Source organism: Kribbella sp. NPDC020701 (assembly GCF_055562215.1).
In genome coordinates this window covers 1-14,193 of sequence record NZ_JBVHFT010000026.1, presented here as the reverse complement: position 1 = coordinate 14,193, position 14,193 = coordinate 1, and the positions used below count along the sequence as shown (strand labels likewise).

Here is a 14,193-nt window from a genome sequence, read left to right as displayed (position 1 = left end):
GATTCGGGAGGCGGAGCGATGACCACCACGGGCCCCGACAACCGTCCCGGCGGCGATCCGGCTCCACTGCGCCGGGCAACCCGGCGGATGCGGATCGCCGTTGTCGTCGCCGCGGTCACCGGCATCGCATTGATCGCCGCGCTGGCCGTCGTACTCCTCCGTGACACGGGATCGGAACCGGGCGTCGCCCCACCCCCGTCGGCCAGCGCGACCCCGACGGCATCCGCTCGTACGACGCCTACGCCATCGCCGACACCGTCGAAGCCCACCACGACCGTCGGGCCCTTTGCCTACCAGGCCCTGTGGCCGTTCAGCTCGGTCGCCGGCGCGGCAGCATGGCAACGCAGCTATCGCAGTGGCGGACATCAGCCCTGGCACCTCGATCCGGAGCAGACGGCACTGTCGTTCACGACCGGGTACCTCGGCTTCACCGAGGTCGACCGAGTGGTGTCCAGCTCGGTCAGCGGTGACGAAGCGCGGATCGGCGTCGGATACCAGGCCGAAGGCCGGCTCGCCCACGCCGCGACCCTGCACCTCGTCCGGATCAGTCAGGGACCGGACGCGCCATGGGAGGTCGTCGGGACCATCGACACCACCCTCACCCTGGACCACCCCCGGTACGGCGCAACCGTGACCTCACCGTTGACGGTGGGTGGGCTGATCACCGGTGTCGACGAATCCATCCGGGTCGACGTCCGGCAGCTGTCGTCCACCAAGCCGATCGGTACGTTCTGCTGCCTCCCCGCCGGAGGTGAACGGCAACCGTGGTCGGCCCGGGTCAGCTTCACCGGCGCGACCGGTTCCGCAGTGACCGTCGTCGCCTCGACCGGCGGTCACCTGCAAGGCGTCGAGGCCTTTGCCATCACCGGCCTGCGCCCCGCGCCGACCAACTGACCCGCACACGTCCTGTGGTCACGTACTCGATCGACGGGACGGCGCCCTCAGCCGTGGCGAAGTCGCGGTCAAGGCGGCCCCGAACCAGTGTCCACGCTAGTTGCTTGCGGCAATGATATCTGCGGTCGCAGACCTACCACACGCGAGTACCTCGATCCGATCGTTGTCCACAACTCTGCACTTCTGTGGACAACTCGATTCACTCGTCGCTGGCGCAGTGGTGTGCGAATTGCCTTGAAAACAAGGGCTTTCGCGTTTGAAACTGTCGGCAGAGCTGTCTACAGTAAGTACATGGAGATTCTCGGAGAGCGACCGGTGTGGTCGATGAGCGGCAGCGAGATGGTGTCGTCTCTCGATGCCGCGTACGCCGAGATCGCCCGCCTGGAAACCTTCGCTCTGCACCTCATCCGCGGACTCGAGACCACCGGCCACGCCAAGGAACTCGGCGCCGGCACCACCGCCCGATTCCTGACCTTCCGCTACCGCATCGACGCCGCCAAGGCCCGCCGCGACGTCCACCTCGCCACCAGTCTCGACAAGTTCTCGGCCGTCGCTACCGCGCTCCCCGACCCCAACCCTCTGATGGACGACAGCACGACGGATGACGCCACAACCGATGCCGGTGCGAGCGATGCCGATGCGAGCGGCGCCGATGCGAGCGGCGGCGATGCGAGCGGCGCCGATGCGAGCGGCGGCGATGCGAGCGGCGGCGATGCGAGCGGCGGCGATGTGACCGACAAGGGCGTTAGCGACAGCGGTAAGGGCGAGTGTGGCGTGGGTTTGAGGGTGCTGCTGCATCCCGCGCAGGCCGCGGCGATCGTGTCCGCACTGGACCGGGTCCCCACCACTGTCCCGGCCGACGACCTGCGCGTCGCCGAGCAACAACTGGTCGAACTCGGCCGCACCCACGGCCCACTCCAGCTCCGCGACGCCGCCAAACTCGTCCGCGACCGGCTCGACACCGACGGCCCCGAACCCGCCGAACAAAGAGCCTACGACCGCGAAACCCTCACGTTGAAGAACGCCGACAACGGCGTCGCCTTCGCCGGCTACCTGGCCAACGAGAACGCCGAACTCTTCCGCACCCTCATCCACACCCACGCCAAACCCCACAAACCATCGACGGCGCCCTCGACCCCCGCCCCCGCACCAAACGCCAAGCCGACGCCCTCACCACCATCCTCACCACCGCCAACAACCCCACCGCCAACAACCGCACCGGCCACCACCTGCCCGCCACAACTGCCACCGCAGGCAGCGCGGGCAGTGCAGGAGACCGTGCGGGCAGTGCAGGAGGCAGCGCGGGCAGTGCAGGAGGCAGCGCGGGCAGTGCAGGAGGCAGCGCGGGCAGTGCAGGCAAAACTCCAGGACACGCACGAGCCGCAGGTGCAGTGGAGGCGATCGACGCCGCCCCCGTCGCCGACACGATGCTTCCGGACATGCCCAGCCATTCCCACGCCGCGCCCACCGGTGACAGCGCTGCACCCGGCGGCACCGGCAAACACCACGGCGGCGGATTCATTCCCGGGCACGGTTCGAAAGCACACATCACCGTCACCATCGACTTCAACGACCTCAAAGCCGCCACCGCCGGCAAACTCGGCCACCTGATCTACGGCGACGCGCTGTCCGCGGCCACCATTCGCCGCCTCGCCTGCGACGCCGACATCCTGCCCATCGTGCTCGGCTCGGACTCCCAGCCCCTCGACGTCGGCACCACCGTCCGGCTCGCGACCGGCCCCATCCGCAAAGCCCTGATCGCCCGCGACAAGGGTTGTGTCTGCTGCGGCGCCCCACCCCTGTACTGCGACGCCCACCACGTCATCAGCTGGATCGACGGCGGCGAAACCAAAATCACCAACCTCGTCCTCCTCTGCAAACGCTGCCACCGCGACCTCCACGCCGGCCACTGGACCATCCACATCACCAACGGCACCGTCCACGTCGACCGCCCCGCCTGGGCCACCCCCGACCCCATCCCCCACGGCAGATACCGGCCACCAACCACCCCCCTCCACCCCACCGAACCGACACCCGGCACAACCACGCGCCAAACACCCGACGCAACCACACCCGGCGCACCAGCCCGCGCCTGGCCCCGCGACACCGACCCACCCTGGATCACCCCCGACGACACCACACACCTCAACCCCTGGGGAGACACCCCCGACCTCAGAGCAACCCACACCCGCGACGAGCAGAAGCACCAGAACCACCAGGACCCGACCCCCGAACCCGGACCGCCACGCCCAGCCACCCCCACGTTCGACCCCTGGGGCGAAGACTCCGACAGCCGACCACACGACGGCCCCAAGACGTCAGCCAACGAAGGGCGGGATTGCACAGACGTGTGGGGCAATGCGGTGATCCCGAACCCGACCGTTGATCGCTGGAGTAAACCCACGGCGGACATCACCCCCACGTTCGATCCGTGGGGCGACCTCGTCTCCGAGTCCGACCACAGCAAACCTGGCGGCGACCACGACGGTGACGGCAACAACGACAGCGATTCGGAACCCGACCGTCGCGCTGCTGACCCCTGGCGCAAATCCACCGGGCCTCGTGGCAACACAGCCGCGGCCTGAATCAAGACGACCAAGAACCGCCGCTGAAACGGCCCCACTATGCCGGCGCATGTCGAGCCACAGACTGGCCACCGATCCTCAGCTCACCAGCGGGGCTACCGAGGAGGACAGGTTCAAGTGTTTCGAGCTGTTTCGATGCAACTTGCCTCGGCCGCGGCGTCGGCGACGCCGCTGCCATCATCAGCAAGCCACGTGAGGTTTCGTGTCTCGACGAAAGTTGCGGTCGCCGGCGGGCGACGAGCGCCACGCACACGATCGTCAGCCACCGACAGATAACCGATCCTTATCAGCGGGGCTATCGAGTACGCCAGGTTCAAGTGTTTCGAGCTGTTTCGATGCAACTTGCCTCGGCCGCGGCGTCGACGACGCCGCTGCCATCATCAGCAAGCCACCCGAGGTTCGTGTCCCGACGAAGGTTGCGGTCGCCAGCCGCGGACGAGCGCGACGGATCCGGCAGCGGACGAGTGCGACCGATGCAGTCGCCGGCCGCAGACGAGTGCGACCGCTGCAGTCGCCGGCCGCGGACGAGTGTGATGCGGGTCCAGCGGGGGTGAAACAAGCGGTCAGCTGCTGAGGCGGCGCTGGAGTAGGACCGAGGCCAGGGCGAGCATTCCGACGGCGAATCCGGTGAGCACGGCCAGGTTCGCCGCGATGTCCGCGACACCGCCCGCGCGCGACAGCACAGTGATCCAGGCGTCCACGGCCCAGGCGTGCGGGGTCACATGACCGAGGGTGCGGACCTCGTCCGGCACGATCTCCAGTGGCCACATGCAGCCGCCGAGCATGGCGAACGCGATGCCGATCACCGGCCCGATCGCCGACGCCTGGTCCGGCGTCTTGAAGGCGGCGCCGCTGAGCATCCCCGCGCCGGTGCCGACCAGGGCCCACATGACAACCAGCGCGATCGCCGCCGGCAGATTGCCCCAGCTGACGCCGAACAGCAACGATCCGGTACCGATGATCAGCGCCGACTGCAGCAGCGAGAACGTCAGGTAGAACAGGGATTCACCCAGCACCAGATCACTCGCCCGGACCGGCGCCGCCAGCGAACGGCCGTAGATTCCGAGCTGACGGTTCTGGACGACTGTCGCACCACCGGCCAGTGCGTTGATGAACACGAACAGCACCAACATGGTCGGCGCGCTGTACCCGAACCCTAGTGGAAGGTAGTTGCTGCCGCTGGCCACGTTCTCGGTGCTCACCGTGATGCGTGGAGTGACCCGTTGCAGAGCAGTGGCTCTGGGCAACTGTTCGGCGACGGTGCTGCCGGTCTTCCGGGCGGCGAACGTGGCCGCCTGGATCCGCTCGGCGTGCCGCGCGACCGCGGCGGAGACGGCGGATCGTACGGCGCTCTGCGTCGACTCCGCGCCGCCGGCCAGCACTGGAATCACCACGTCGTTTCCCCGCAGCAGTGCCGCTTCCAGACCGCTCGGGATCAGCACCACCGCGTCCAGCTCGCCGCGCCGCAACGCCGTACGCGCGGTCTGCTCGTCGGACTGGAGATGCACCGGTCCGGTGGCGCCAAGGTCGTCGACCAGGGTGCCGGCAAGCGGCTGCCCGGAGGCCTGTGCTGACACGACGCCGATCCGGAAGCCACCCGGGTTCCTCACGACTGTGCCGATGATCGCGATCACGAGAACGGGCAGCAGCACGACGAAGAACAGCGCCGTCCGGTCCCGCAGCATCCGGCGCAGCGAGGCGCCCGCCACAGCCAGAGCTGTCATGAGGCGGCCCTCCAGCGACCAACTGCCGCGGCGAGTACGCCGACCAGCGCGGCCATACCGAGAATGACAAGAACAGGTCGAACGGCGCTCGTTGCGGCCGCGCCGGTGGCGAGATCGGTGAAGCCACGTAGCGCCCAGCCGTTGGGCGTGAGCAGCGCCAGCTTGCGCAATGTCTCGGGTGCCTGACTGATCAGGACGAAGTTTCCGCCGACCAGCAGCAGGGCGAAGGTGATCATCATCGCGATCCCGTCCGCCTGCCGCTCGGTCCGTGCGACCGCGATCACCAGGGCTGTCAGTGCGACCAGCGCCGCCGACATGGCGAGGATCAACGCCGCGGCCGGGATCGGTGGACCCCACTGGGCGCCGAACGCCAGCGAGGACACCACGGCGAGACTGGTCAGACTCGCAACGCTGTAGGCGAAGGCGGCCAATGACTTGCCGAGCAGTACGACGCCCCGCCGGATCGGTGCGGCACTGATCCGCTCGAGGGTGCTGGCGCGTTGCTCCGCGAAGTAGCTGTGCGCGGTGAAGCCGATCGCGAACAGGATGAACATGATGCCCATCGCGGGCGCGTAGTAGCTGGCGGTCGTCAACTGCCGGTAACCCGTCGCGCGAGCCTCGACCGACTCGGGCAGCCTGAGGCCGGCCACCGCCTTTGCCAGCTCCGCAGTCCGACTCGGCGGCACTCCGGCGGCCAGCGCGGCATGCACGGACAATCGGTCGGCGTTCAGCTGTGCGACATAGGCGTCCGCGACAGCCCGGGCGACCTGTGCCTCCAGCGGGTTGTCCGGACTGCCGAGCACGGTCAAGCCGATCGGTTCGTCACCGACTGCCGCCGCACTGAACCCTGGCGGGATCACCAGACCGGCGCCGACGTCGCCGTGATCCACCAGCTTGCGGGCCTGCTGCTCGTCACCGATTGGCTTCACCGTCAGTACGTCGGACAGGTCCGGGCCGCTGAGCGCCGTACGCAAGGCGACGGCGATCTGCCCGTGGTCGTTGTCCACCAGTGCGACATCGGCATGGAAGGCCTCCACCGAGGAGAAGGCGAAACTCATCAGAGCAGCCACCAGCACGGGTGCGACGAAGCCGAGGATGATGGCCGAGCGGTCCCGGAAGCGCTGGCGCAGATCCTTGGCGGCAATGACGAGGGGTGCGTTCACGATCACTCCCGCAGGGCAGTGCCGGTCAGGTGCAGGAACACCGATTCCAGGTCGGGCTCGGCCACCTCGACCGACCGTACCGGCGTACCCAGATGCTCCGCGGCCTCCAGTACGGCGGGCAGCAGCCGGCGCCCGTCACGGGCCAGCAACTGCACCTCGCCGTCCTTCACGTCCGCGCGGTCGATCCCGTCGAGGTGACGGCAGCGGTCGGCCAGCGCGCCGAGGTCACCGGTCGCCGTCAGCTCGATGCGGTCGTGCTCACCGAGCTGCGCGACCAGCTCACGACGGGTGCCCTCGGCAACCAATCGGCCGTGGTCGATGATGCCGACCCGGTCGCACAACCGCTCGGCCTCCTCCATGTAGTGCGTGGTGTAGAGTACCGCCATGCCTGCCGCACCGAAGGCGCGCACGCTCTCCATCACGGCGTGGCGACTCTGCGGATCCACCCCCACGGTGGGCTCGTCGAGGACCAGCAGGGTGGGCTCGTGCACCAGGCCGGCACCGATGTTCAGCCGCCGCTTCATCCCACCCGAGAACGACTCGACCCGGTCGCGACTCCGCTCCGAGAGCCCGATCAGGTCCAGCACCTCGGCGACCCGGCGATTGAGGGCCTGGCCGTGCAGCCCGTAGAGGCGGCCGAAGAACCTCAGGTTCTCCCGCGCGGTCAGATCGGGGTAGAGCGCGATGTCTTGTGGCACGTAGCCGACGGACTTCTTCGCCAGGGTCGCCGTCGTGCTGACGCGCCGGCCGACGATCAGGGTCTGGCCGGCATCCGGCCGGAGCAGCCCGCAGACCATGCGGATGGTGGTCGTCTTGCCGGCACCGTTCGGCCCGAGCAGACCATAAGTCTCCCCCGCCGCCACCTTGAAGCTGACGTCGTCGACAGCGACCCGATCTCCGAACCGCTTGCCGAGATGCGATGCGACCAGCACCTGACCAGTGGTCGGGTTTGCCTGCGCGGGAACAGTCTCGACGCTGTACATATCTTCAGCGTCTGCTCCCCCCACAGCGATGGTCAGGGCAGACAGTCCCGCTTTCGCGGGACCATCGGCGACGCGTCAGTCGGTCGCACGCCGGCGAACATGTTCGTCGAAGAAGGCCAGGACCCGCCGCCACGAGTCAGCCGCCGCATCGGGTTGGTGGTTGCGCCACTGGTCGTTGAAGAACGCATGCTTGGCACCCGGGTAGACCTTCAGATCGTGCGCGACACCCGCCGCCGTCAGGTCGGTCTCCAGCACGCCCGCAGCCTTGGTCGTGAAGTCCTTTTCGGGCCAGGACCCGACCACGGGGCACAACCTGCGAATTGCCTCGCGAGGCCTCGGAGCGGAGCCGTAGAAGGGGGCGACGGCCGTCAGCCGGTCTTCGGTACAGGCCCACGTGAGGACGATGGATCCGCCGAGGCAGAACCCGATGGCACCGATCCGCTCCCCGTCCACCTCGGGATGGCCGGCCAGCCTCCCGAGCGCATCCTTCAGGCCGGGAACTCCGTAATAGTCGAGGTTGCCGGCCAGAGCACCCACGAGCATCCGGGCCATACAGACCGCCCGGCTCCGACCCTCGAACAGGTCGACGCCCAGAGCGGCATATCCCTCGCCGGCGAACCGGTCGCAGATGTCGCGGATGTTGTCGTTGAGCCCGAAGGCCTCGTGAACGACAACCACACCGGCGAACGGACCTCCGTCGTCGGGCAGCGCCAGGTAGGAACTGTCCAGCGATTCTGTTCTCATGGCGCCTCCTGACGCTGTCTTTTCGGCGCGGGCGGCACCACCAGGACCGGGACGTCGGCGAATTCCAGCAAGTGTTCGACGTTCACCGACGGCGTGCGGCTGCCGGCCGGCAGCCGTGGTTCCCGCGCGACCACGATGAGGTCGGCGCCGCATCGGCCGACGGCCGCCAGTACTTGCTCGGCGCCGTGCCCGGACAGCACCTCTGTCTCGGCCGGCACACCTTGGCGATCCGCCATCGTGGCGACCCGGCTCACCATCGCCACCGCACCGCGAGCCCGTCGACCCGCCACATCCGGGATCGCGGCCGCACTGAGCCGAGCGTCCAGCACGTGATCCTCGACGACCGTGACCAGCATGAGCCTCGCGCCGGCCGCCGCCGCCAGGTCGATTGCCACTCGCGCTGCGTGCAGAGCCGCCGCGGAGTCGTCCACCACTACCAGGAACCGGTCCGTCATCGGTCCTCCCGGGATCCATTCGCCGCGGCCCAGCGCAGCCGCAGGTTCTCCTCACGCTCTGTCTCGTCGAGGCGTTGCACAATCTCGGCCAGACGGCGGTCGAGCCTGGGGATCCAGCCCTGTTCGGGCGCGCGTTGTTGCTGCCGGGTCAGCGCCAGCTCGGCGGCGACCAGGGCGCGCTGGGCCGCGGCCAGCCGTACCGCGGCGAGGAGTGCCGTGCGGTGGGCTTCGACGGTATAGGCCAAGGCAGAGCTTCCGGCCGGTTCGGGCCGCGGAACGAAGCGGATCTCGGCACTGGTTGGATGTCGCACACCCATGGTCACGTCATAGCCGATGGTGACGTCGGCGGCAGTCAACGGGGTCGACGCTCGCAGACCGCGTTGACCGTCCAGCGCGGTACTTCGCCGCAACGAGTTCGCCGCAGTGCGCGACTCTTGCTCGAAGGTCTCGGCAGCTCGACCGGCGGCCAACTCCAACCGCTCGCACTCCACTGCGAGCGCTCGTTGTTTGCGATCCAGCAACTCGACGGCACGCCGTGCGGTCGACAACCTGGCGGTCAACGCGAGCCGTCCGGCGCGGCCGGTGGCCGCCGTGCCGCTCATCGTTCGCCGCCCGGCAGATGCTCGGTCAGCAAGGCGCGCGACAGCATGGTCAGCTCACGCCGAGGCAAGACGGACACGGCCTGCCACAGCCGGTCCAGCGTCTCGTCGAAGCTCCGCGCCTCGTCAACCCGCTGCCGCAGCAGCGAATCCTCCACCGCGGTGGCGTAAGCCAAGTAGCCGCGATCGATGTCGCTGAGCGCACCGCCCGCACCCAGTTCGTCCCGACCAAGGGGGCCGCGGACCGTACCAGCCAGTCGGCCGGCCCAGTAGTTGCTACTAGCAACCGCTTGGCCACCAGCAGGGCGGCCGCACCGGTCACCCACTCGATCGTCGGGGCCGCCTCGGCGGCAACCATCCGCAGCCAGCGGAGCGCGAGGACGTCGTGCAGCGCCGCCACCGTGGTGTCACCCGGATCGCCCCAGGGCGAGGCCGCGAGCGCTGCACGGAGAGCTTGCGGCGAGGTCGTCACGGCGAGCCGCGGCCAGGACAACGCCAGGCTGCCGAGTTCGTAGTACTGCGCGGACCGGCCGGGCGCGGCGAGGCTCCGCGCGTGCGTCTCGACGTTGGCGCGTTCGTAGCGTGCGCCCAGCGCCCGGGCCAGCCCCACCGCCGATCTGGGCAACCAGCCCGACAACACCCGCAACTCCCACAGCTCCGCCGCCGCGACCAGCCGCTCCGCCGCCGGCAAGGATGTGCCCGGCGCCGAGGCCTTCGCGTACGCCGTACCAGCGAGCAGACCGAGCGCATCGGACAGGTTCGGCGTACGCGCGATCCGCTGAGCCGCACCGGCCCCGACGCGTCGCCGTGCCATCGCCTTCGCCCGGACCGTAGCGGCCACCCAGCCCGCACCCATCACACCGCTCCGGCTCGGCCGGTGCCGTCACGAACCCGATCCAGGATCAGGGCGACCAGCTCGTCCATCCGCTGCCGGCCGCGCCGGGTCAGTCCTTCGGCCTCGGCTGTCGCGGTGGTCCGGGTACGCTCGGCCACAGCATCCCCACCGGCCGTGATCGCGGCTGCCGCCTCCGCGCGCTCGGCCGGTCCGCGGGCGGCGGCGGAGGCGACCAGGCCGGCGGCCTCGCGTTGCGCCCCCTCGATCAGCTCGGCGGCCGCCCGCTCGGCGGTCGCGCGGATCTCCCGGCACTCGGCGATCACACCGTCCAGGGCGTCGAAGACCGCGACCAGTTCGGTAGGGACGCCGGGGCGGTGGTCCACGGGTACGCCGACCGGGCCGGCACCTCCCGGAGCCCCGACGGGACGGAAACGACGCAGCCGGTCCAGCATCAGGCTCATTGCACTCCCCGTTCGGTTGTCACGGGTCCCAGGCACCTCACGCCGGGTCTATCAGCATCCTGGCCGCGCGGCGCCGGCCCTCCCCAGGGCCCAAGGTCCCGACCACCCCGGACAAGGGACCTCCAGCCGGGCGAGGGCCTTTCGGTCCCTGCCGGCGGGAACTTGGCCCCTGCCGCCGCGCCCGGGGCAGGTGTCACCTGAAGGTAGGCGTGCCGGCGGACCGCCGGTAGCCCCCTCACCGGGAGGAGCACGACCATGAAGGCGGCACCTGGCGACTGGTTGATGATCGAAGGCACCCACCTCGACGACCCGAAACGTCACGGCCTGATCCTGGAGGTCCACGGCCCCGACGGATCGCCGCCGTACATCGTCCGCTGGGACGACACCGGGACCGAGACGCTGGTCATCCCGAGCACGGGCGCCCACATCCTCACCGCCGAACAGATGAAGCAGGCCCACGGCCGCTGAGCGAACGAGTGCGTGGGAAACAGGAGGTTCTCGAGTGGAGGCAGCGCAGATGACCGCGAACGAGCAGCCGGACGGCGGCGGAGATCTGTCCCGGCGGGTGCGCAGACGCCGCAGCGTACTGGGGCTGACCCGCGAGGAGGTCGCCGCACGAGCCCGAATGGACTCCGGATATCTCGCCCGCGTCGAGCATGCGCCCGTCCCCCTGACCACCAGTACGCTGGTCCGCCTCGCCGACGCCCTCGACACCACCGTCGCCGAGCTTCTCGGCGCGATCCCCGAACAACCCCCGGGTCACGGTCGGGCCGCCCTGCACCCCATCCTGGCCGAGCTGAGCGAGCCGGAATGCCGGCGGCTGATCGAATCGGGCGGCATCGGCCGGGTCGCCATCGAGTGGGCCGGCCGGCTGACGGTCGTACCGGTGAACTTCGCCGTGCACAACGGCAGCATCGTGGTCCGGACCGCGGCGACGACAGCGATCGGCCAGTACGGCCAAGGACCGGTCGCCTTCGAGGTGGACCGCTTCGACGAGGGCATGCACCAAGGCTGGAGTGTCCTCATCGACGGCACTGCCCGGCACGCCGACTCCCAACTGACCGCGCTGCTCAGCACGACGGTCGACCCCTGGGCGGGAGGTGACCGACAGGTCTACGTCGTGATCACCCCGACCTGCATCACCGGGCGCCGAGTTCGTGCCGGCACAACGCGATGACGAGAGGAAGTCACTCATGATCACCACGATCGTCGCCGGGTACGACGGGTCTCCCGCCAGCGAGACCGCGGTCTGGTGGGCCGCCGGCGAGGCCGACCGCCGGTCGGCGCGGCTCCGCCTGACCTACGCCCAGCCATTGCCGTTCTTCAGCAGCCCACTGGGGATCCCCTCGGTTCCGCTACCCACCGAACTGTTGCGGGTCACAGCCGAACACCTGCTGGCCGAAGTCGCCCAGCAGATCCGGGAGACCTTCCCGCAACTGCTGGTCGACGCCGTCGTCACCTTCGGCGGCGCCGCAGCGGCGTTGTTGCAAGAGGCAACCAACGCCGAGCTGGTCGTTGTCGGCTCACGGGGCCTCGGCGAGTTCCGCGATCTGGCCATGGGATCAGTGTCGGCCCATGTCGCGACACACGCGACCTGTCCGGTCGTCGTCGTACCGCCGCACTGGCAGTCCGGCCGGGCCGGCGGAATCGTCGTCGGAGTCGACGGCTCCAAGTGCTCACTCCAGGCAATCGAGTTCGCCTTCGAGCAGGCCGAGTCCAGGCAGACGACGCTGACCGCGATGATGGCCTGGCATGACCCGATCAGCACCGGACCGAACGACCCGCTGCCTGCTGTCTACGACCTCGACATCGTCGAAGAGGAAAGCGCGGCACTGCTGGCCGAGTCGATGGCCGGCCACCGGGACAAGTACCTGGACGTCCTGGTGGACGAGAGGCTCGTCCACGGGACCGCGCACGACGCACTGCTCGCCGCCGGCCGGTCCGCCGAACTGCTCGTGGTCGGATCCCGGGGCCGCGGCGCGTTCCGCGGTCTGTTGCTCGGCTCGACCAGCCGGGCGCTCGTGCACCACCCCCCCTGCCCGGTCGCAGTCGTGCGCTGACTCAGGAGGACACGTTCCGCAGTACGCAGCACTTGGGCCACTGTCTTGAATCCCGCGTCGTCGGGCACGGTGATGACGTCGGCGGTCATCACGTCCGCGACCGTCCGCCGGTGCTTCATAACTCCCCCTCGGCAAAGCGTCCACCCCCATTCCACGAGCCGGCCGATCGCGCGCGCAGGGCCGAAGGTCCCGGTCGGGCTGCCATAGTGCTCGGTCGCCGACCATAGGCCCGGCTGGTTCAGGACTGTCGGCCCTGCCGGCCACCTACCCGGATGCCGTGTGCTGGAAGTGATCGAGAAGGGAGCAGAACCATGCGCACAGCTCTGATCGAGAGCCAGAACCTGACTAAGCAACCCACCGTGGTCCGGCGCGGGACAATGACCCCCGCCGAGATGCCGACGTGGTTCCCCCAGGCGTTCGGCGAAGTCGCGGAGTTCCTGCGGCTCCGCGGCATCACTCCGACCGGTCCGCCGTTCGCGCGGTACCGCATGTTGCCCGGCGGCTACTTCGACGTCGAGGCCGGCTTCCCGGTGCCCGAACCGGTGAGCTCCGATGGGACGACGCAGCCATCGACCCTGCCCGGCGGTCCGGCAGTGGTGACCGTTCATGTCGGCCCGTACGACCAACTCGGTTCCACCTATGAGGCGCTGACCGACTGGCTCAGGCTGCGCGGCGCCACGCCTTCCGGTGCGCCCTGGGAGATCTATCACGATCCGCCCGACGGCGACCCCATCACCTGGCACACCGAGATCGTCCAGCCTTATTGCCCGGCATCGGACCTCTCGTAGTGCCCCCGGCCGTAGGGCCGCACAAGGAGGACATCCGTGAACACCACGAAGGCACTGACCGACGACGAGGTGGGCATTCTGCTCGCCGCCGCGGTGCACGCTCCATCGATGGATAACACCCAGCCGTGGCGGTTCGAGGTCGCCGGGCCGGTGATCGACGTCCGGCTCGACGGGGAGCGGAGCCTGCCCGCCGCCGACCCGGCCGGCCGCGAGATCCGGATCGGGCTGGGTGCCGCGGTCTTCAACCTCCGGGTCGCGGCCGCCATGCTCGGGCACGAGTCGACCTTCGCCGTCGCGCCCGACCCGGCCGAACCGGATGTAGTGGCCCGGGTCTTCCTGTCCGAACGCCGCGGCCCGGTCACGGAACTGTCCGCCCTGTACGGCGAGATCTCGCGCCGCCACACCTATCGCGGCCCGCTGCTCGACCAGGCCATCCCGCCGACGGTGATCGGCGCGCTGATCCGTGCCGCCGAGATCGAAGGCGCGGAGCTGCACTGGCTGGACGACGATGCGACCCGGAAGCTACGCCAGCTCCTGCAGCAGGCCGACGACCTCGACCTGTACGACGAGGACCGCCTGCTGGAGCGCGGCCGATGGGTCGGCGGCGAGCGGCCGGACGACGGCGTTCCGGACACCGCGCTCGGGCCGGTGCCCGCGGGACCGGCCATGGTCCGGGACCTGGCGACCGGTCTCGACACACCGGGCCGAGAGCAGGCGGTCTTCGAACACCGTCCGCGCATCGCCGTTCTCAGCACCGCGGACGAGGACGAGGACGCCTGGGTGCGGAGCGGCCACGCGGTAGAGCGGGTGTTGCTGACAGCAACTTCCTCGGTGCTGGCCGCCTCCTTCCTCAACCAAGCGCTGGAGCACCCGGCGCTGCGGGCCGAGGTCCGGCACCTGAT

Annotated in this window: 16 protein-coding genes; 8 read left to right on the top strand and 8 right to left on the bottom strand. The window is 69.4% G+C overall.

Annotated elements, in window-relative coordinates; genetic code table 11:
- Positions 1 to 18 precede the first annotated feature (18 nt).
- From ACZ3HV_RS40100 to ACZ3HV_RS40090, 3 genes are all read left to right on the top strand, one after another.
- Positions 19 to 894, top strand: a complete 876-nt coding sequence (locus tag ACZ3HV_RS40100; protein WP_465692623.1) for a hypothetical protein — start codon at positions 19 to 21, stop codon at positions 892 to 894.
- A 222-nt stretch (positions 895 to 1,116) separates the two neighbouring features.
- Positions 1,117 to 2,505: a DUF222 domain-containing protein gene (locus ACZ3HV_RS40095; protein WP_465692621.1), complete on the top strand. Its 1,389-nt coding sequence runs from the start codon at positions 1,117 to 1,119 to the stop codon at positions 2,503 to 2,505.
- Positions 2,415 to 3,479 carry an HNH endonuclease signature motif containing protein gene (locus ACZ3HV_RS40090; protein ID WP_465692785.1) on the top strand — a complete coding sequence of 355 codons (1,065 nt, stop codon included), beginning with the start codon at positions 2,415 to 2,417 and terminating at the stop codon, positions 3,477 to 3,479. The genes ACZ3HV_RS40095 and ACZ3HV_RS40090 overlap by 91 nt, the downstream gene beginning before the upstream one ends.
- Before the next feature lie 563 nt (positions 3,480 to 4,042).
- Here ACZ3HV_RS40090 and ACZ3HV_RS40085 read toward each other — a convergent pair.
- From ACZ3HV_RS40085 to ACZ3HV_RS40050, 8 genes are all read right to left on the bottom strand, one after another.
- Positions 4,043 to 5,203 (bottom strand): ABC transporter permease, encoded by a 1,161-nt coding sequence (locus ACZ3HV_RS40085; RefSeq protein WP_465692619.1) that lies wholly within the window; start codon positions 5,201 to 5,203, stop codon positions 4,043 to 4,045.
- A complete protein-coding gene (locus ACZ3HV_RS40080) occupies positions 5,200 to 6,366 on the bottom strand; it encodes an ABC transporter permease (RefSeq protein WP_465692617.1) in 1,167 nt (388 codons plus the stop codon). The genes ACZ3HV_RS40085 and ACZ3HV_RS40080 overlap by 4 nt, the downstream gene beginning before the upstream one ends.
- Positions 6,367 to 6,368: 2 nt before the next feature.
- Positions 6,369 to 7,349 (bottom strand): ABC transporter ATP-binding protein, encoded by a 981-nt coding sequence (locus ACZ3HV_RS40075; protein WP_465692615.1) that lies wholly within the window; start codon positions 7,347 to 7,349, stop codon positions 6,369 to 6,371.
- A gap of 75 nt (positions 7,350 to 7,424) precedes the next feature.
- A complete protein-coding gene (locus tag ACZ3HV_RS40070) occupies positions 7,425 to 8,093 on the bottom strand; it encodes a dienelactone hydrolase family protein (protein ID WP_465692613.1) in 669 nt (222 codons plus the stop codon).
- Positions 8,090 to 8,548, bottom strand: coding sequence for a universal stress protein (locus ACZ3HV_RS40065; RefSeq protein WP_465692611.1), 459 nt, complete (start codon positions 8,546 to 8,548; stop codon positions 8,090 to 8,092). Before ACZ3HV_RS40065 ends, ACZ3HV_RS40070 begins: the two co-directional genes overlap by 4 nt.
- Positions 8,545 to 9,150: a V-type ATP synthase subunit D gene (locus ACZ3HV_RS40060; RefSeq protein WP_465692609.1), complete on the bottom strand. Its 606-nt coding sequence runs from the start codon at positions 9,148 to 9,150 to the stop codon at positions 8,545 to 8,547. Before ACZ3HV_RS40060 ends, ACZ3HV_RS40065 begins: the two co-directional genes overlap by 4 nt.
- Positions 9,147 to 9,305, bottom strand: coding sequence for a hypothetical protein (locus ACZ3HV_RS40055; RefSeq protein WP_465692607.1), 159 nt, complete (start codon positions 9,303 to 9,305; stop codon positions 9,147 to 9,149). Before ACZ3HV_RS40055 ends, ACZ3HV_RS40060 begins: the two co-directional genes overlap by 4 nt.
- A gap of 697 nt (positions 9,306 to 10,002) precedes the next feature.
- The gene (locus ACZ3HV_RS40050) at positions 10,003 to 10,443 is read right to left on the bottom strand and encodes a hypothetical protein (protein WP_465692605.1); all 441 of its coding nucleotides are present in this window, start codon (positions 10,441 to 10,443) and stop codon (positions 10,003 to 10,005) included.
- Positions 10,444 to 10,698: 255 nt separating this feature from the next.
- On the opposite strand from ACZ3HV_RS40050, the gene ACZ3HV_RS40045 reads away from it, so the two are divergent.
- From ACZ3HV_RS40045 to ACZ3HV_RS40025, 5 genes are all read left to right on the top strand, one after another.
- A complete protein-coding gene (locus ACZ3HV_RS40045) occupies positions 10,699 to 10,911 on the top strand; it encodes a DUF1918 domain-containing protein (RefSeq protein ID WP_465692603.1) in 213 nt (70 codons plus the stop codon).
- A gap of 49 nt (positions 10,912 to 10,960) precedes the next feature.
- Positions 10,961 to 11,620, top strand: coding sequence for a helix-turn-helix domain-containing protein (locus ACZ3HV_RS40040; protein ID WP_465692601.1), 660 nt, complete (start codon positions 10,961 to 10,963; stop codon positions 11,618 to 11,620).
- A gap of 16 nt (positions 11,621 to 11,636) precedes the next feature.
- Positions 11,637 to 12,503 carry a universal stress protein gene (locus ACZ3HV_RS40035; RefSeq protein WP_465692599.1) on the top strand — a complete coding sequence of 289 codons (867 nt, stop codon included), beginning with the start codon at positions 11,637 to 11,639 and terminating at the stop codon, positions 12,501 to 12,503.
- A 311-nt stretch (positions 12,504 to 12,814) separates the two neighbouring features.
- Positions 12,815 to 13,291: a GyrI-like domain-containing protein gene (locus ACZ3HV_RS40030; protein ID WP_465692597.1), complete on the top strand. Its 477-nt coding sequence runs from the start codon at positions 12,815 to 12,817 to the stop codon at positions 13,289 to 13,291.
- Between the two features lie 36 nt (positions 13,292 to 13,327).
- Positions 13,328 to 14,193, top strand: an 866-nt coding sequence (locus tag ACZ3HV_RS40025) for an Acg family FMN-binding oxidoreductase (RefSeq protein ID WP_465692595.1), incomplete at its 3' end; no start/stop codon positions are given.

What these genes read in the sequence shown, in the direction of transcription:
- ACZ3HV_RS40100 (WP_465692623.1), top strand. Translation starts at nt 19, where the DNA reads ATGACCACCACGGGCCCCGACAACCGTCCCGGCGGCGATCCGGCTCCA.
- ACZ3HV_RS40085 (WP_465692619.1), bottom strand. Translation starts at nt 5,203, where the DNA reads ATGACAGCTCTGGCTGTGGCGGGCGCCTCGCTGCGCCGGATGCTGCGG.
- ACZ3HV_RS40075 (WP_465692615.1), bottom strand. Translation starts at nt 7,349, where the DNA reads ATGTACAGCGTCGAGACTGTTCCCGCGCAGGCAAACCCGACCACTGGT.
- ACZ3HV_RS40070 (WP_465692613.1), bottom strand. Translation starts at nt 8,093, where the DNA reads ATGAGAACAGAATCGCTGGACAGTTCCTACCTGGCGCTGCCCGACGAC.
- ACZ3HV_RS40065 (WP_465692611.1), bottom strand. Translation starts at nt 8,548, where the DNA reads ATGACGGACCGGTTCCTGGTAGTGGTGGACGACTCCGCGGCGGCTCTG.
- ACZ3HV_RS40060 (WP_465692609.1), bottom strand. Translation starts at nt 9,150, where the DNA reads ATGAGCGGCACGGCGGCCACCGGCCGCGCCGGACGGCTCGCGTTGACC.
- ACZ3HV_RS40050 (WP_465692605.1), bottom strand. Translation starts at nt 10,443, where the DNA reads ATGAGCCTGATGCTGGACCGGCTGCGTCGTTTCCGTCCCGTCGGGGCT.
- ACZ3HV_RS40045 (WP_465692603.1), top strand. Translation starts at nt 10,699, where the DNA reads ATGAAGGCGGCACCTGGCGACTGGTTGATGATCGAAGGCACCCACCTC.
- ACZ3HV_RS40040 (WP_465692601.1), top strand. Translation starts at nt 10,961, where the DNA reads ATGACCGCGAACGAGCAGCCGGACGGCGGCGGAGATCTGTCCCGGCGG.
- ACZ3HV_RS40035 (WP_465692599.1), top strand. Translation starts at nt 11,637, where the DNA reads ATGATCACCACGATCGTCGCCGGGTACGACGGGTCTCCCGCCAGCGAG.
- ACZ3HV_RS40030 (WP_465692597.1), top strand. Translation starts at nt 12,815, where the DNA reads ATGCGCACAGCTCTGATCGAGAGCCAGAACCTGACTAAGCAACCCACC.